Annotated in this window: 12 protein-coding genes and 1 pseudogene; 7 read left to right on the forward strand and 6 right to left on the reverse strand. The window is 69.6% G+C overall.

All coding sequences use genetic code 11. The features are described from left to right. The first annotated feature begins 303 nt into the window (after positions 1 to 303). Positions 304 to 1,908: an MFS transporter gene (locus K3N28_RS06930; protein WP_228091757.1), complete on the forward strand. Its 1,605-nt coding sequence runs from the start codon at positions 304 to 306 to the stop codon at positions 1,906 to 1,908. Between the two features lie 14 nt (positions 1,909 to 1,922). After that, a complete protein-coding gene (locus K3N28_RS06935; RefSeq protein ID WP_228091758.1) occupies positions 1,923 to 2,564 on the forward strand; it encodes a TetR/AcrR family transcriptional regulator in 642 nt (213 codons plus the stop codon). Between the two features lie 173 nt (positions 2,565 to 2,737). Here the strand turns inward: K3N28_RS06935 and K3N28_RS06940 are convergent, their stop codons facing one another. The 3 genes from K3N28_RS06940 to K3N28_RS06950 form a co-directional block, all read right to left on the reverse strand. Then, the gene (locus K3N28_RS06940) at positions 2,738 to 4,504 is read right to left on the reverse strand and encodes a glycoside hydrolase family 6 protein (protein WP_304608695.1); all 1,767 of its coding nucleotides are present in this window, start codon (positions 4,502 to 4,504) and stop codon (positions 2,738 to 2,740) included. A gap of 454 nt (positions 4,505 to 4,958) precedes the next feature. Then, on the reverse strand, positions 4,959 to 6,383 hold the full coding sequence (locus tag K3N28_RS06945; protein WP_304608696.1) for a glycoside hydrolase family 6 protein: 1,425 nt from the start codon (positions 6,381 to 6,383) through the stop codon (positions 4,959 to 4,961). Positions 6,384 to 6,907: 524 nt separating this feature from the next. After that, positions 6,908 to 7,123, reverse strand: a complete 216-nt coding sequence (locus tag K3N28_RS06950; RefSeq protein WP_228091759.1) for a BldC family transcriptional regulator — start codon at positions 7,121 to 7,123, stop codon at positions 6,908 to 6,910. A gap of 226 nt (positions 7,124 to 7,349) precedes the next feature. On the opposite strand from K3N28_RS06950, the gene K3N28_RS06955 reads away from it, so the two are divergent. The 4 genes and pseudogenes from K3N28_RS06955 to K3N28_RS06970 all read left to right on the forward strand — a co-directional run bounded on the left by K3N28_RS06955 (position 7,350) and on the right by K3N28_RS06970 (position 13,650). Continuing rightward, the gene (locus K3N28_RS06955) at positions 7,350 to 7,808 is read left to right on the forward strand and encodes an Lrp/AsnC family transcriptional regulator (protein ID WP_228091760.1); all 459 of its coding nucleotides are present in this window, start codon (positions 7,350 to 7,352) and stop codon (positions 7,806 to 7,808) included. Positions 7,809 to 7,840: 32 nt separating this feature from the next. Beyond that, positions 7,841 to 8,911: a PLP-dependent cysteine synthase family protein gene (locus K3N28_RS06960; protein WP_228091761.1), complete on the forward strand. Its 1,071-nt coding sequence runs from the start codon at positions 7,841 to 7,843 to the stop codon at positions 8,909 to 8,911. Positions 8,912 to 9,079: 168 nt separating this feature from the next. Beyond that, a pseudogene (locus tag K3N28_RS06965) lies at positions 9,080 to 9,784 on the forward strand (GDSL-type esterase/lipase family protein); the annotation flags it as partial. 134 nt (positions 9,785 to 9,918) lie between these two features. Continuing rightward, on the forward strand, positions 9,919 to 13,650 hold the full coding sequence (locus K3N28_RS06970; protein WP_228091763.1) for a cellulose binding domain-containing protein: 3,732 nt from the start codon (positions 9,919 to 9,921) through the stop codon (positions 13,648 to 13,650). A 57-nt stretch (positions 13,651 to 13,707) separates the two neighbouring features. Here the strand turns inward: K3N28_RS06970 and K3N28_RS06975 are convergent, their stop codons facing one another. From K3N28_RS06975 to K3N28_RS06985, 3 genes are all read right to left on the reverse strand, one after another. Next, the gene (locus K3N28_RS06975) at positions 13,708 to 14,628 is read right to left on the reverse strand and encodes a YihY/virulence factor BrkB family protein (protein WP_228091764.1); all 921 of its coding nucleotides are present in this window, start codon (positions 14,626 to 14,628) and stop codon (positions 13,708 to 13,710) included. Between the two features lie 291 nt (positions 14,629 to 14,919). Further along, on the reverse strand, positions 14,920 to 15,381 hold the full coding sequence (locus tag K3N28_RS06980) for an Rrf2 family transcriptional regulator (protein WP_228091765.1): 462 nt from the start codon (positions 15,379 to 15,381) through the stop codon (positions 14,920 to 14,922). Positions 15,382 to 15,508: 127 nt separating this feature from the next. Beyond that, entirely contained in the window at positions 15,509 to 16,177 is a 669-nt protein-coding gene (locus K3N28_RS06985; protein WP_228091766.1) for a FadR/GntR family transcriptional regulator, read from the reverse strand. A gap of 255 nt (positions 16,178 to 16,432) precedes the next feature. On the opposite strand from K3N28_RS06985, the gene K3N28_RS06990 reads away from it, so the two are divergent. Beyond that, the gene (locus K3N28_RS06990; protein ID WP_228091767.1) at positions 16,433 to 17,731 is read left to right on the forward strand and encodes an MFS transporter; all 1,299 of its coding nucleotides are present in this window, start codon (positions 16,433 to 16,435) and stop codon (positions 17,729 to 17,731) included. Positions 17,732 to 17,735: the final 4 nt, after the last annotated feature.

The following is a 17,735-nucleotide window of genomic DNA, read 5'->3' on the forward strand; positions in this document are numbered from 1 at the left end:
CGGTCCGTTCACGGGGGAGGCGGCTGTCGGGCCCCGGCGTTACGATTCGAGTGTGACATGCATTACGATACGGTACCGTATCGTATCGGAACGGCGTAGCGTCATTCGCGACACCACAACACGCGAGGAGCCCCGGCGCCGCCGCGTTCGCACATCCGGCGCGCCCCGGGCCCGTGTCACGAACCCCGCCCGCCGCGCGTCCTCATTGCAGCAGATCCCGCCGCGGTCGGCTCCGCGGCGAACCGACACCACCGCGCCCGTGCGCCCGCACGCCCCGCGCGATCGCAGAGAAACGGAAACCCTGTGAGCGAAACCCGTTCCGTCCCAGACCCGGAGGCGGCCTCCGAGGACGCAGGTCACCCCCGCCGGTGGGCGATCCTCGGCGTCCTCGTCGTCAGCCTCATCGTCGTCGTCCTCGACAACACCGTCCTCAACGTCGCCATGAAGACCCTGGCCGCGCCCGACCCCGTCGGCGTCGGCGCCAGCCAGAGCGACCTCGCCTGGATGATCAACTCCTACACCCTCGTCTTCGCCGGCCTGCTCTTCGCGGCGGGCGTCATCGGCGACCGCGTCGGCCGCAAGCGCATGCTCCTCATCGGCCTCGTCGTCTTCGGCATCGCCTCGCTGCTGTCGGCCTACTCCAGCACGCCCGACCAGCTCATCTGGTACCGCGCCCTCATGGGCGCCGGCGCGGCCATCATGATGCCGTCCACACTCTCGCTCCTGCGCAACGTCTTCTCCGCCAAGGAGTTCCCCAAGGCCCTGGGCATCTGGACCGGCGCGGTCGGCATCGGCGGCGCCATCGGCCCGATCGTCGGCGGCGCGCTCCTCGAGCGCTTCTGGTGGGGCTCGGTCTTCCTCATCAACGTCCCGATCGTCGTCTTCGGCATCGTCGCGATCGTGATCCTCGCCCCCGAGTCCCAGGGCGGCAAGCCGCGGCCCGACTTCGTCGGCATGGCCCTGTCCATGCTCGGCCTGGTCAGCCTCACCTACGGCATCATCGAAGCCGGCGACGCCGGCTCCTGGACCGGCGTCGGAGTCTGGGGCACCATCGCCTTCGGCGTCCTCGTCCTCACCGGCTTCGTCCTGTGGGAGCGGCGCATCTCCTACGCCTCGCTCGACATGAAGCTGTTCAAGAACGTCCGCTTCTCGGCCTCGTCGGCGATCATCACGCTCACCTTCTTCGGGATGATGGGCCTGATGTTCTTCATGACCTTCTACCTCCAGCTGCTCAAGGGCTACTCGCCGCTGGAGACGGGTCTGCTCTTCCTGCCGTTCGGCGCGTCCATGCTCATCTTCGCGCCCCTGTCGAACGGCATGGTCCAGCGCTTCGGCGCCAAGACCGTCGGCATCGTCGCGATGCTCCTGGTGATCACCAACTTCGCCGTCACCGGCACCGTCTTCGACGCCGACACCCCCGTCTGGGTCGTCATCGTGCTGTTCTTCATCACCGGCGCCGGCATGGCCAACCTCATGCCGCCCGCGATGAACACGCTCATGTCCTCCGTGCCCCGCGAACAGGCCGGCGTCGGGTCCGCGCTGGCCAACACCCTGCGCCAGACCGGCGGCGCCCTCGGCGTGGCCGTGCTCGGCACCGTCATGGCCCAGTCCTACCGCGGCGAGATCTCCGACACCGCCCCGCAGCTGCCCGAAACGGCCCGCGAGTCCTACGCGGCCACCTACGGCGCCCTCGAATCCGGCGCGGTCCCGCCGGAGGCGGCCGGATCGGTGCTGCAGGCGGCGAACGACTCGTTCGTCAACGCCCTCCACGTCACCGCCCTCTCCGCGGTCGGCGTGGGCGTGCTCGGTCTGATCATCATCGCCGCGTTCTTCCCGGGCCGGCAGGCCCGCGAGCCCGAGGCCCCGCAGGCGCGGCAGTCCTCCGAACCGGCCTACGTCGAGGCCTGAGAGACAATCGACCCATGCCACCCGAACTCAGCGAAGCACTGACCGCGCACGACGACGCCGCGGCGTCGGCCCCCGCCAAGGGCCGGCCCCGCAGCGAGGCGGTCAGCCAGTCGATCCTCGAAGCCGCCTTGGATCTCATCGCTGAGCACGGGAACATCGGCGACGTGAGCGTCGAGGGGATCGCGGAGCGGTCCGGGGTCTCCAAGGCCTCGATCTACCGGCGCTGGTCCTCCAAGGAGGAGCTCATCGCCGCGGCCATCGACAGCGTGAAGGCCCCGCTCCCGACGACGATGCCGCGCATCTCGCTGCGCGACGACCTCGTCTACATCGGCAACGCCATGCGCCGGAACCTGGGCCCCCGGGACCAGAAGGTCGTCAAGTGCGTGATGCTCGAGATCAAGGAACCCGACTTCCAGCGCCAGCACGACCGCCTCGTGAAGCAGCGGCGCCAGTTCGTGAAGGACACCTTCGCGTACTGGGTCGAGCACGGCGAGATGGACCCGGGGCTCGACCTCGACCTGGCGGTGGCGATGTTCGTCAGCCCGCTGCTGACGATCTTCGTGTACGGGCACTACGCGGAGATCCGTGCGGACGACACCGTCGAACGCCTCGTCGACAGCCTGATCCGCGGACTCGGCACGGCGCTCGCCGAATGAGCGCACGACGCGGCCCGGACGATCATCGATCGTCCGGGCCGCGCCCTTGTCCATGAACGGTTACGACCGGGCCCCGCCGTCCCGCGGGGCCCGGTCACCGGAAGGAACCGAGGATCTGGTCTGGAAGGGCCCGGCTCACCGCCTCCCCGGCGAACCGGGCCCCGAACTCGCCCCTAGTTGATGGGCGGGTAGGCGTTCTGCAGCAGCTCCTGGAACTGCTCCGAGGACCAGTGGCCGGAGATCGGCATGTTGTCGCGAGCACCCGAGGGGTTGTTGCCGTTGCGGATGTTGCCCTGGTAGTCCGGGTCGCACATCTCGTCGAAGCCCTTGCCCTCGTCGTTGGGGATGTACTCCGAGGAGCCGTCCGACTCACCCGGGGGCTTGATCCACACGTAGGCGTCGATCCAGGGCTCGGGGTTGGCCTGCGGCCGCTCGCCGAGACCGGCACCGGCCTGGTTGCACCAGTTGCCCTTCTGGTAGCGCTGGTCGATCCGCGACTCGTCCACGAAGGTGGACGGGTCGGACGAGCTCGAGGGACCGGTGGGCCGGTCGGCGCCGCCCCAGCCGTTGCGGCTGGTGTCGATCAGCATGCCGATGTCCTCGTTGTACCCGTTGTCGATCAGCGCCTCGCGGAAGGCCTCCGTGAAGTCCTTCTCGCCGTTGAAGTCGTTCCAGTCGACCCACTTGACGTCCGGGTTCTGGTTGATCGCCTGGCCGCCGACGACCTGGTCGACCTCCCAGTAGGGCTCTTCCAGCGCCGAGTAGTTGGCGGTGTTGGAGATGAAGCCGTGGACGTCGTCCGCGGTCATGCCGTTCTCGCCGATGAGGGAGCCGAACAGCTCAGCCGAGGCGTTGAAGTTGTCGTACTGCGGGTTCACGTCCCCCCAACCGATCCAGCCGTGGTGGCCGGCGTCGATGTAGTTGTACGTGTTCGGCAGCGCGCCCAGCTCGGCGACCGCGTACGAGACGCCGTCGACGTAGTTGCCGTTGGCCTTCATCGTGTCGCAGTTGGCGGTCGCGGTCTCGCGGGGCGAGACGTTGGTCACCAGGTTCGGCAGCGAGTCGATCTCGATGACGTTGACGATCTTCAGGTCCGCGTACTTGGACTGGCCCTGGATCTCGACGATCGGGTCGATGTAGTCGTTCTTGTACTTGTCGATCTCGCCCGCGGCCAGCTCGCCGTTGGAGGCGAGCGCGGCGCAGTCGCGGCCGGGCAGGTTGTAGATGACGATCTGGATGACGTCGGCGCCCTGCTCGACGGCCTCGTCGAGGTGGTCCTCCAGGCCCATCGAGCCCGTGGTCGGCGAGTCGTTGCCGTAGATCGCGCTGGTGCGGTCGAGCCACACGCCGGTGGGCTCATCGGCGACCGCGTCGCCCCCCGGCTCCGCCGCGGCCCTGGCGGACCACTGCGGGTTCACGTAGACCTGTGCGCCCGTGTAGGGGTTGTCGACCTTGTCCCCGGGCGGGTCCGTCGGGTCGTCGGTCGGGTCATCGGTCGGGTCGTCCGACGTGGGCGGATCGCTCGGTCCGTTGCAGACGTCGCCGTTCACGGTGAACTGGGTCGGCGCCGTGGCGGAGCCGTTGCCGATGAACCCGAAGACCTCGCGGCTCTGGCCGGAGGCGATCGACGCGTTCCAGCCGACGTCCTTGCCGGTGAAGGCGGTGCCGCTCTGGCTCCACCCCACGTTCCACGCGCTGGAGACGGTGGTGCCGGCCGGGAAGTTCCACTTGACCTCCCATCCGTTGATGGCTTCGTCGGCGGTGATGACGACGTTGGCCTGGAAGCCGCCGCCCCAGGTGCTGACGATGTTGTAGTCGACTTCGCAACCCTCTTCGGCGAGTGCCTGGTTCGCCGAAGCGAAGGTCAGCCCACCTGCAGCCAGCGCGCCAACGGCGACACTGGTGAGGGCGAGCCTCCTTCTCCTTCGATTTACTTGCATGTGTCGATGTCCTTCGGGTCGAGTTCGCCGCACGAGGCGGCCCGGAACGGGTGGCCATCAAGGGAAGCGCTCCCAAGAGGTGCATTGATAATCTCCGATATATTGACGGACTGTCAAGAGGCTCGCCAGGATATTTCGCGCATCCTGCCGCGTTGGCTAGCGGTTTCGAAGGATCCTGGCCGGTCGGCAAGCGCTTGAATCAGTGAAAACGCTCCCGCGGCCTCCTCGAACGCGCTTGGAAAAATTTCTGGTCAGCGTGGCGGGGGCCGCGCGGATCGCGCGGCCCCCTGGAGTGAGCGACGTGCCGGTTCGCCCGAGGCCCGGTTCTCACGGCCGGGCCGCCTACGGCGGCGACGGCCGGAGCCGAACCCCTCGGCCGGTCAGTTCACCGGCGGGTAGGCGTTCGCCAGCGGCTCCTGGCGGTGCTGCCGGGTTCCAGGAGCGTTCCTGCCCGTCAGTTCACCGGCGGGTAGGCGTTCTGCAGCAGCTCCTGGAACTGCTCCGAGGACCAGTGGCCGGAGATCGGCATGTCCCCGCGAGCGCCGGAAGGGTTGTTGCCGTTGCGGATGTTGCCCTGGTAGTCCGGGTCGCACATCTCGTCGAAGCCCTTGCCTTCGGGGTTGGGGATGTACTCCGAGGAGCCGTCCGACTCGCCCGGGGGCTTGATCCACACGTAGGCGTCGATGCCGGACTCCGGAGCGGCCTGCGGCCGCTCGCCGAGGCCCGCGCCGGCCTGGTTGCACCAGTTGCCCTTCTGGTAGCGGCGGTCGATCCGCGACTCGTCGACGAACGTCGCCGGGTCGGACGAGCTCGAGGGACCGGTGGGCCGGTCGGCGCCGCCCCAGCCGTTGCGGCTGGTGTCGATCAGCATCCCGATGTTCGAGTTGAACCCGTTGGACACGAGCTCTTCGCGGAACGCCTGGGCGAAGTCGAGTTCGCCGTTGAAGTCGTTCCAGTCGACCCACTTGACGTCAGGGTTCTGGTTGATCGGCTGGCCGCCGACGACCTGGTCCACCTCCCAGTAGGGCTCCTCCAGCACCGAGTAGTTCGCGGTGTTGGTGATGAAGCCGTGCACGTCGCTCGCCGTGGCGCCGTTCATGCCGATGAGGGAGCCGAACAGCTCGGCCGAGGCGTGGAAGTTGTCGTACTGGGGATTGGTGTCGCCCCAGCCGATCCAGCCGTGGTGGCCGGCGTCGATGTAGTTGTAGGTGTTCGGCAGCGCGCCCAGCTCGGCGAGGGCGTAGGAGATGCCGTCCTGGTAGTTGCCGTTGGCCTTCATGGTGTTGCAGTTGTCGGTCGCGGTCTCGCGGGGAGCGACGTTGGTGATGAGGTTCGGGAGCGAGTCGATCTCGATGACGTTGACGATCCGGAGGCCGGCGTAAGCCGGGTCGTCCATGATGTCCACGATCGGGTCGATGTACTCGCCCTTGTACCGGTCGATGGCGTCCGCCGGGAGCTCGCCGTTGGAGGCGAGCGCGGCGCAGTCGCGGCCGGGCAGGTTGTAGATGACGATCTGGATGACGTCCGCCCCCTGCGAGACGGCCTCGTCCAGGTGGTCCTTCAGGCCCATCGAACCGGTGGTGGGGGAGTCGTTGCCTTCGATGGCGCCGATCCGGTCGAGCCACACGCCGGTGGGCTGGTCGGCGATGGCCTCGCCGCCCGGCTCGGCCGCGGCCTTCTCGGACCAGACGGGGTTGACGTAGACCTGCGCGCCCGCATACGGGTTGTCGACCTTCGCCTGCGCGATCTCGGCCGGGTCCTGGGAGGGGTGCTCCTCGGCGCCGGCGGCGTTGACCGCGACGGCGCTGACCGTCGTCGCGGCGAGGGCCGCGGCGGCGAGCAGCCCCACGCGGCGGTGCTTCCTTCGACTGAGTGACATGTGCATTCGTGCCCTTCTCGATGCGTCCCGTCGGGCTGACGGACTCGGGGCGCCTCCGCGGGTACCGGGTGGTCACGGAAGCGCTCCCAATCTATAGATCGAAGTTTGCCGATGTCTCACTGTGATGTCAACAGTCTCGCGACCGGAAAATGCGGAAAATTCCCATTGGCGGCATGTATGGCGACTCACGGTATTGATCCGGCTTCAGAAAGTGAACAATTGCCCTAAAAAGGTGCAAACAATCTCCACTTTAGAAAATCATCGGACGCGGGCAGCGAGAACGCCCGTGCCCCCGCCCGAACTTCGGGCGGGGGCACGGGCGTCGGTCGAACCGCCCGGCGGCGCCTGTTCAAGGGCTGAGGCCCCGAACACGCGAAAAGCCGGTACCGGGCGCGTCCTGCCTCGGCTCTGGCCGTGGGGCGCTGCGCGGGACCGGCTTGTGCCGGACGGTCTTTCGGTTGCGGGCTTCACCTGAGGAGGCCCGATCGCGGATCGCTTCGCGGTCGCCGAGGCGACGGCTCGGTCTACGGCTGGGCGTTCCCGGTCTCGAATGTGGTCTGCGCGCCGGCGTCGCCCTCGAGCAGTGCCCTGACCTCGGATTCGCGGAACCGGCGATGGCCGCCGGGCGTGCGAATGCTGCCGATCCTGCCGGCCGCGGCCCAGCGTGTGACAGTCTTCGGATCGACGCGGAACAGCGAGGCGACTTCGCCGGGTGTCAGTAGGCGGTCCTCGGTCTCCATGATTTCTTCCTCCCCGTGATGAAGACTCACTTCGTGCGTTAAACCCATTACACCACTATTCAGTCAAACCTGCCATGAGTTCTTGGACATACTTTCGGCTGGTAGGTATTGCCTGAAAGTACCACGCGTATGGCAACGCCGCTCTGAGCTGAATCTGACGCTCTAGGAGTTCCCGGGTATGAGGTAGGCACAGGGCGCAAGTGGCAACTCTGGTTATCCTCGACGAGTGGACGAGATCGACCAGACCATCGTGAACCTCTTGCGCACCGACGGACGTACTTCGTACGCCGAGTTGGCGCGGCGGGTCGGTCTCACCGCGCCCTCCGTGCAGGACCGCGTGACCAAACTCGAGAAGAACGGCGTCATCACCGGTTACAAGGCCGTGATCGACACCGAGGCCATCGGCCTCGGCATCACCGCGCTCATCGGCATCATCCCCGACAACTCCGCCGACCACACCGACATCTGCGAACGGCTCCGCGCCATCCCGCAGATCGAATCGTGCTACTTCCTCGCGGGCCTCGAGTGCTACCAGCTCAAGGTCCGAGTGCCGAAGATGGGCGACCTCGAGCGGCTCATCCACCGCCTCGGGGCGATTCCCGGGGTGGCCCAGACCCGAACGACGATCACGCTGTCGACCAAATGGGAGGACCGGCCCCAGCCCGTCCCCTATCAGACGGACTGACGGCCCGCGCGCCGCCGAGGAGGACACCGACCATGGAGTCGATCGACCGCACCCGCGACCGGCTCTGGGTGAACTGGGCCATCACCACTGTGGAGGCCGACGCGAACCGCTCGGCCGACACCCACCTGCTGCCGTTCCCGCTCCCGCCCGCCTGGGGCGTGGACCTCTACCTCAAGGACGAGTCCACGCACCCCACCGGCTCGCTCAAGCACCGCCTCGCCCGCTCGCTGTTCCTCTACGCGATCTGCAACGGCTGGATCGACGAGGGCACGCCCGTCATCGAGGCCTCCAGCGGCTCGACCGCCGTGAGCGAGGCGTACTTCGCGCGGATGCTCGGGCTGCCGTTCACCGCCGTCATGCCCGAGTCGACCAGCCGCGAGAAGATCGCGCTCATCGAGTCCTACGGCGGCAAGGCCCACCTGGTGCGGGACGCGGGCGAGGTCTGCCCGACCGCCGAGCGCCTCGCCGCCGAGACCGGCGGGCACTTCATGGACCAGTTCACGTACGCCGAGCGGGCCACCGACTGGCGGGGGAACAACAACATCGCCGAGAGCGTGTTCGAGCAGATGCGGCTCGAACGGCACCCCGTGCCGGCCTGGATCGTGGTCGGCGCGGGTACCGGCGGCACCTCGGCGACCATCGGCCGGTACGTGCGGTTCCGCAAGCACGCCACGCGGCTGTGCGTGGTCGACCCCGAGCATTCGGCGTTCTTCACCGGATGGCGCGACCGCGACGGCGGCGCGACCGCCGATCGCGGTTCGCTCATCGAGGGCATCGGCCGGCTGCGCGTCGAGCCCTCCTTCATTCCCGACCTGGTGGACCGGATGGTGAAAGTGGACGACGCCGAGTCCGTGTACTGCCTGCGCTGGGCCTCCGAGCGGCTGGGGCGCCGCCTGGGCGGGTCGACGGGCACGAACCTCGTCGCGGCGCTGGGGATCATCGCCGAGATGCGCGACCGCGGCGAGGGCGGCAGCATCGTGACGCTGCTGTGCGACTCGGGGCAGCGCTACGGCGGCACCTACTTCGACGACGACTGGGTGGCCGCCCAGGGCCTCGACCTGGAGGCGGCGGCCGAACGCCTCGCGCCGCTCCTGCCGGCCTGAGTCCGCTCGGCGCGGCCGCGGCGCCGCTCCTGCCGATCGGCGGCGATCACCGACACCCGTCTCCGGCTCCTGAGCCCGACCCGCGCGCCTGCAGCGGCGGTGCCGCCGGGTCGGGGCCACACGATCGGGTGACAGCGGGGCCGCGGGGCCGTCAACTCCTCGGCCCAACCGATGACCGGCTGGGGCCAGAAGCTCGGCGGCCACTTCGACGCGAACACGAGCGTGGCCAACCACGCGATCGGCGGGCGCTCCTCGCGCTCCTTCGTCGAGCGGGGCCGCCTCGACGCGATCCCGGACGCCATCCGACCGGACGACTACCTGTGCGTCCGGTTCGGACACAACGACGCGAGCACCGGCGACCCCGAGCGCTACACCTCGCCCGAGGACTGCAAGCGGTGCCCGCGGGACCGCCACATGAAGGGGGCGACCGACCGCGGGGCGATCCCGGTGCTGCTCATCCCCGTCAACCGCCTGGACCACCACTCGTCCACCGGGCGGTTCAACGAGTCCTTCGCGACCTATGCGGCCAAGGTGCGCGAACTCGTCCGGGAGACCGGCGTGGCCCTGATCGACCTCGGCGCGCGTTCGCGGCCCTACCTCGACGGCATCGGGCCGGAGGCCGCGAAGGGCGTCTGCATGCACCTCGCCGCGGGGCAGTACCCGACCTGCCCGAACGGCCTGGCCGACTCCACGCATTTCCAGGAGTACGGCGCGGACCAGACGGCCCGCCTGGTCGCCGAGGGCGCCAAGGCCCTCGCGCTGCCGATCGCCGACCACGTCCGATGGCGCCGAACCGGGCGGCGGCTTCGCATCCGCGCCGGCGGCAGGCCCCGCCGAGGGGATCCGCCGCCCGAAGACATCGACATGTATTGACTTTTCAAGATCTCCTCGGTACGGTCCCCTAGGTAGAAACCGCTTGCCCGGCAATCGTCCCCGGAATTGAAACGATTCATATCCGTATGTCGGGCAAGTGCCCTCCTCTCACTACGGAAGTGACCATGAGGCCCATGACTCCTCCACCTCGAACTCCTCGATGGCGGCGCGCCCTCGCGGTCGCCGCCGCCGGGGCCACCGCGCTCGCGGGCGTGCTCACCGCGGGCGCCCCCGCCCAGGCCCAGGACGACGGCATCACCGTCTACCTCGCCTCCGACTCCACCGTCCAGACCTACGACCCCTACTGGGAGCCGCAGGCCGGATGGGGCCAGGTGATCGACCGCTACTTCGACGAGAACGTCACCGTCGCGAACCACGCGATCGGCGGGCGCTCCTCGCGCTCCTTCGTCGAACAGGGCCGCCTCGACGCGATCCTGAACGAGATCCAGCCGGGCGACTACCTGTTCGTCCAGTTCGGGCACAACGACGCCACCGCCTCGGTCCCCGAGCGGTACACCCCGCCCGACGACTACAAGACGTACCTGCGGGACCACTACATCGCGGGCGCGGTCGAGAAGGGCGCGATCCCCGTCCTCGTCACGCCGGTCTCCCGCCGCAGCTTCAACGCCGAGACCGGCGAGTTCAACACCTCCTTCCCCGAGTACGTCCAGAAGGTCTACGAGCTCCACGAGGAGACCGGTGTCGCGATGGTCGACCTCTCGGCCTCCTCGCGCGCTTACCTGAACGAGATCGGCCCCGAAGAGGCCAAGTCGGTGTTCCTGCACGTCCCGGCCGGGGTCTACCCGAACCGGCCGAACGGCACCACCGACGACACGCACTTCCAGGAGTACGGCGCCATCCAGATGGCCCGCCTGGTCGCCGAGGAGACCGCCACGCTCGACCTCCCGCTCGCCGAGCACGTGGTCGACGTCGCACCGCCGGCCGACGTGCCCGCCGCGCCGACCGGCCTCACCGCCGCCACCGTCGCGAACGCGAGCGTCACCCTCAACTGGACCGCCGGTGAGGACGCGGACATCTATCGCGTCTACGTCCGTGAACCCGGCGGCGACTGGCGCCTCGGCACCACCGCCACCGTCGGCGTCGGCCGCGTCTCGGGCCTCGCCGAGGACACGGCCTACGAGTTCGCCGTCGCCGGCGTCAACGCCAAGGGCGAGTCCGCCAAGTCGGCGACCCTGACGGTGACCACCGCGACCGCGGGCTTCAAGTTCGACTTCGGCCCGGCGTCGCAGACCGTCGCCCCCGGATACGCCGAGGTCAACCGCGGCACCGCCTACACCGCCGAGCGCGGCTACGGCTTCACCACCGACATGACCGGCGCGATCGACCGCGACCGCGGCGGCGACGCCGACCCGGTGGGCCGCGACTTCGTGGCCTGGTTCGGCGGCTCCTACGACTTCGCGGTGGACGTGGCAGACGGCCTGTACTCCGCGCGGGTCATCGTGGGCGACTACGTCGGTTCGGCGCGGCAGAACTTCAAGTTCGAGGGCGTCGACTACGGCGCGGCCAACGCCGGATCCCGGTCGATCCTCACCAAGGACTTCGAAGGCATCGTGGTCGAGGACGGCCAGCTCACCGTCACCGTCTCCGGCCAGACCGGCCACTTCAACGGCCTGGAGCTCACCCGCATCGGGGACGCGCCCGGATCGGGCGACGACGGCCCCGACGAGCCGTGCGCGGACTGCGCCGAGCAGGTCGAGAACCTCGACCGCGCGCCGGTCGCCGTGAGCGTGGACGGCGGGAACTTCGTCAGCTGGCGCAGCCTCCCCCTCGACCCCGAGGGCACGGCGTTCAACGTCTACCGCGACGGCCGGCTCATCACGCCGGAGCCGACGCAGCTGACGAACCTCACCGACCAGGGCGGCACCCCGAACGCGACGTACTGGATCAGCACGGTGACCGAGGGCGTCGAGACCGGGTTCACGAAGGCCTTCGAGGTCTGGGACGAGCAGTACATCGACATCGACATGGACCGCCCCGAAGGCGGCACCACCCCCGACGGGGTCGAGTACACGTACTCGCCGAACGACGCCACGGTGGCGGACCTGAACGGCGACGGCGTCTACGAGATCGTCCAGAAGTGGGACCCGTCGAACGCGAAGGACAACTCCCGCAGCGGCTACACCGGGAACGTCTACGTGGACGCGTACACGCTCAGCGGTGAGCGGCTGTGGCGCATCGACCTGGGCGTCAACATCCGGGCCGGGGCGCACTACACGCAGCTGGTCGCCTACGACCTCGACTCCGACGGCAAGGCCGAGGTGGCGCTCAAGACCGCCGACGGCACCGTCGACGGCGAGGGCACGGTGATCGGCGACGCCGACGCGGACTGGCGCGGCACCGACGGCCGCATCCTCCAGGGCCCCGAGTTCCTCACGATCTTCAACGGCCAGACCGGCGCCGCCATGGAGACCGCGGACTTCGCGCCCGCGCGCGGCGATATGTGCTCATGGGGCGACTGCTACGGCAACCGCGGCGACCGGCTCATGGCCGCCGTGGCCTATCTCGACGGCAAGACCCCCTCGCTCATCACCAACCGCGGCATCTACGCCAAGTCCGAGATCACCGCGTGGAACTGGGACGGCGACAACCTGCCGCAGGTGTGGAACTTCAGCTCCGACCGCTGGGGCGGTGCGTACGCCGGCCAGGGCAACCACCAGATGTCCATCGCCGACGTGGACGCCGACGGGCGCGACGAGATCGTGTTCGGCGCGATGACGGTCAACGACGACGGGACCCCGTTGTACTCGACGGGCCTCGGCCACGGCGACGCGCTGCACGTCTCGGACTTCGACCCGTCCAACGACGGCCTGGAGATCTTCAGCCCGTTCGAGTGCATGAGCTGCTCGGGCGACAAGGCCGCGGCGATGCGCGACGCCGACACCGCCGAAGTGCTCTGGTCGGTCCCGGGCACGCGCGACACCGGTCGCGGCACGTGCGGCGACATCGACCCGAACCACGCCGGCGCCGAATGCTGGGCCGTGAGCACCACGGGCGCGTGGGACTCGCGCGAAGGCGCGCTGCACGCGGCCGACGGCACGCTCATCGGGAACACGATCCCGTCGGCGAACTCGATGGTGTGGTGGGACGGCGACCTCGGTCGCGAGATCTTCGACCACGAGTTCAACGAGCCCGACTACGTGCCGGTCCACCCGTTCATCGCCGAATGGGACCCGGAGACGGGCCAGCAGGAGGAGATCTTCACTCCCGAAGGCGTGCACACGAACAACGGCACCAAGGGCAACGCGGTGATCACCGGCGACCTGCTCGGGGACTGGCGCGAGGAGGTGGTCCTGCGCAAGGAGTCGAACGACGGCGTGCGCCTGTTCACCACCACGCACGCCAGCGACCACGCGCTGCCGACGCTGATGAACGACCCGCAGTACCGCCTGGCGGTGTCCTGGCAGAACGTCTCGTACAACCAGCCGCCGTGGCCGAGCTTCTTCCTCGGCTACGACATGGAGGCCCCGCAGTGGGAGGCGATCACCACGACCGGCCCGGCCAGGGACGCCGAGGCGCCGCCGTACGCCGGCGCGTCCTGCGAGGTCGCCTACCGAGTGGTCTCGGACCACGGCCGCGGTTTCGTGGTCCAGATCAAGGTGACCAACACCGGTGACGCGCCGATCGGGGAATGGGACCTGGTGTGGAAGTCCGGCGGGGTCGAGACGGTCGCGCACGCCTGGGGCGGGGACATCGCGATCGACGGCGACGCCATGCGGGCGGACCCGGCGTTCTGGAACTCCCCGTTGAAGTCCGGCCACACGAAGCAGATCGGCTTCCAGGGCACGGGCGACCCGGGCGACCCGGGCATGTTCCTCATGAACGGCCAGGTCTGCGCCAGGGCCTGACCCGGATGAACGCATAGTGGAGCGGCCCGGACTCGCACGAGTCCGGGCCGCTCGCGTTCACGGCGACCCGGACCCGAAGAGCCGCTTGGACTCGTTGGGGATCGCGGCCCGCTGGTAGAGGTCGATCGCGCGCCCCCGCAGGGAGGTGGCCGTCCACGCGGCGGCCAGCAGCAGCATCACGTTGAACAGGTAGAGGAACACGAGCAGGCCGACCGCGGTGGTGACCGCCTGGTAGGCGGGCCGGTCCGAGACGTGCAGGACGTAGATGCGGCCGGCGGTCTTGAGCAGCTCCACGCCGATCGAGACGGCCACGGACGCCCACGCGACCCGCCGCAGCGGCATGACGACGCGGGGGAGCGCCTGGAGCAGGACCATTGCGAGCAGCGCGTTGGCGATGAGGCCGACCAGGACCGAGACGGCGCGGACGAGGAGCGCGAGGTTGCCGGTGGCCTCGTCGAGGTCGAACCAGGCGAGCACCCATTCGGCGCCGGCGGTCGCGCCGATGGTGGTGAGCAGCAGCACCGAGACGCCGATGAGGATCAGGAAGTCGATGGCCCACCGCAGGAACGGGTTGCCCGGCTGCGCGTCGAGGCCCCACACGAGCCTGATGGCGGCGCGCACCGACTGGACCCAGGCGACCCCGGCGACGACGAGGGCCACGGCCGCGAAGATCGTCACGGACTGGCGCGAGTTCTCGAGGACGCCGATGTCGATGACCGGCAGGTTGGTCTCCAGCCAGGTCTCGACGGTCGTGTAGATGTTGGGGCTGTTCAGGAGGTAGCCGAAGATCGCCAGGCCGAGCAGCGACATGGAGAACGCCGCGAAGAAGGCGTAGTAGGAGATCGCGGCGGCGAGCTGGCCGCCGTGGACCTCGAAGTAGCGCTCTTGGGCGCGCCAGGAGTGGTCGATCAGGTTCGACCGCTTGCGGGACGCCAGGAGCACGCGGTCCCACCACGCCCCCAGGTCAGGGAACTTCACCCCCACGATTCTGTCAAAGGCCCCGGGCGGAAGTTCGTCGGAGCGCAAGTCGGCCATAGTCGATGCCGTACAAACTATGAAACAAGCGTCGACCTAGCTGACCGCCGAAGAGCTGGCGCAGCTCGACCGGCAGGCCCGTGTACGTGGCATCTCACGTGCGGCATTGCTCCACGAGCTCGTGACCGAGTTCCTGCAGAAGCGGGGGACGAAGCCGCCGCTCAGGCCGCTCTCCGGGGACGGAGCCGGTTTCGACCACTTCCGGATCCCGCCGACCGACCGGCAACGGCCCCCTCAGGCGCCGCGGATGACCCAGGCGTCAGGGTCCTCGAGGAGCTTGGTGACCGAGGTCGGGAGGTCGTCGTTCGCGACGGCCGCGAGGGACACCGATTCGAGGATGTGGCGTTCGGAGACGCGCAGCGCGATCCACACGTTCGTCAGCGCGGTCGCGGTGCCGCTGTAGGGGACCTGCTCGGGGCGTTCGCCGCGGACGCCGACGAGGGGGCCGTCGACGGCGCGGATGACGTCGGCGAGGCTGATCTGGTCCCCGGGCCGGGCCAGCTGGTGGCCGCCTTCGGAGCCGCGCTTGGAGGTCGCGATGCCGCCGCGCCGCAACTGCAGCAGGATCGACTCGAGGAACTTGCGGGGGATCCCCTGGTCTTCGGCGATCTGCTCGGCCGACACCCACCGCTCGCCGTAACCGGCGAGGGCCACGGCGGCTCGCAGCGCGTAGTCGACGCGGGCGGACAGGCGCATGGGGACTCCTTCCGCTGTGGCGGTGCACAGCTCGCAGGCTCGTCGTGCCCGTTCGGGCGGCAGTACCGACTCTAGCCCCCGAAAGCGGCCTCCCGGGAGGCTCGCGGAGGGCGGTGGGTCGGCGGGATCAGTCGTCGATGAGCAGGCGCAGGTAGGCGGCGGTCTCGGCGGCGGCCAGGTCGGCGTCCCCGGCGATGATCGCCTCGATGGCGGTGCTGTGGTCGATGTGCGGCTCCTCGGCGAGGTTCGGGCCGAGCCCGGCCCAGAGGGTCTCGCGCAGCGAGTCGGCGAGTTCGGTGTACAGCTCGGCGAGGAGCTTGTTGTGGCTGGCCTCGGCGACGGCCTGGTGGAGGGCGATGTCGGCCGCCACGAACGCCTCGATGTCGCCGACCTCGTGCGTCGCCTCGCGCTCGGCGAGGAGGATCCGCAGGCGGGTGATGTCGGCGTCGTCGCGGCGGTGGGCGGCCAGGCGCGCAGCCTCGACTTCGAGGCCCCGGCGGACCTCCATGGCGTCCGAGGCGGGGCTGGCGGCGATGCGCCGCCGCACGGCCGCGGTGACCTCGCTGCGGCCGACGACGAACGTCCCCGCGCCTTGGCGGATCTCCAGGAGCCCGGCGTGGGCGAGGGCCCGGACGCCTTCGCGGATGGTGTTGCGGCCGACGCCGAGCAGCTCCGCCAGTTCGCTCTCCGTCGGGATGCGCGAACCCAGCCCCCACTCGCCGTCGCTGATCTGCTGGCGCAGCTGCTCGATCACCTGATCGACGAGGGCGGACTTGCGTGTCGACTGCAGTGCCACTGACGGACCTGACCTCTCCGGAGCGCTTCCACGGCGTGCAGGGGCCTGCCGCGGGGTGCGTGTTTCCCAACACTCGAAGGATTAAAGCAGACAGCCGCCGCGATACCGTTGACAGGCCGTCAATTCATCCCATGAATTGACTCGATTCTATCCGGGCTGTTCGGAGCGCACCAGCGGTCGCCCAACAGCTGGACAACGGTGACACGGGAGGCCTCGCCGGCCTCGCCGACACGGCCCTCGGAAGGAGTCCTTCGCGTGACGACCGACGCGACCGCCGCCGTCGAGTCCGAACACGACGGTCCCCGCACGGACGCGTCGCCCGAGCCTTCCGAACCGCCGCCGCGCGCCGAGGTCCCCCCGGCGCCGGCGACCTCGAGCGTACACCTGGCCTGGCTGCTCGTCATCGGCGTCGTCCTCGCCGCCTTCAACTTCCGCACCGCCGTCACCAGCGTCGGCGCGATCCTGGCCGAACTGCGCACCGGCCTGGGCATGCCCGAGGCCGTCGCCGGGCTCCTCACGAGCCTCCCGGTCCTCGCCTTCGCGGGCCTGGGCGCCTTCGCCCCGCGACTGGCCCGCCGCTTCGGCCCCCGCGCGCTGCTCACCGGTGCGCTGCTGTGCATGAGCGTCGGCCTCGTCGCCCGCGCCTGGGCCCCGAACGCCGCGCTGTTCCTGTGCTTCAGCCTCCTGGCGCTCGCCGCCGGGGCGGTCGGGAACGTCGCGGTGCCCGTGATCGTCAAGCGCTACTTCCCCGACCGCATCGGCGTCATGACCACCGCGTACTCGACCATGCTCGCGGTCGGCGCGGCCGTCGCCGCCGCGACCACGGCCCCCATCGACCGGCTCACCGGCGACTGGCGCCTCGCGATGGCCGTCTGGGCCGTCCCGGCGCTCCTCGCGACCGTCCCGTGGCTGCTGTGGCGACCGGCCGCCGCGGCGGGCGGGCCCGAGCCGGTCGGCCGCCTCCACGGCGTCCGGCGCTCGCGCCTGGCGTGGATGATGCTGGTGGTCTTCGGCTGCCAGTCGGCCATCGCCTACATCCTCATGGGCTGGTCGACGACGATCCTCGTGTCGGACGGCATGGGCGCGGCCGCCGCCGGGACCATGCTCGGCCTGCTCACGATCGTGCAGATCCCGCTCTCGGTGGCCGTCCCGATCCTCACCGTCCGCTGGGGGCCGCGCCCGGTGTTCCTCATCCTCATGGCCTGCTACCCGCCCGCGATCGCGGGCCTCTGGCTCGACGGCGGCGGCCCGCTCACGTGGGCATGGATGGCGCTGTTCGGCATCGGCACCTCGGTGTTCCCGCTGGTGCTCACCCTGTTCGGACTGCGGGCGCGCACGCCGGCCGGGACCAGCGCGCTGTCCTCCTTCGCCCAGTCCGGCGGGTACCTCATCGCCGGGGCCGGGCCGCTCGCCGTCGGCTGGGTCTACGGCCTCACCGGCTCGTGGTCCCTGCCGTTCGGGTTCGTCGCCGCCCTCACCGCGGTGCTGTTCGCCGCGGGCCTGTACGTCATCCGCGAGCGCTACATCGAAGACGAGCTCCCGAGCGCCGCATGACGAT

The organism is Glycomyces sp. TRM65418 (assembly GCF_019710475.1).
GTDB lineage: Bacteria > Actinomycetota > Actinomycetes > Mycobacteriales > Micromonosporaceae > Glycomyces.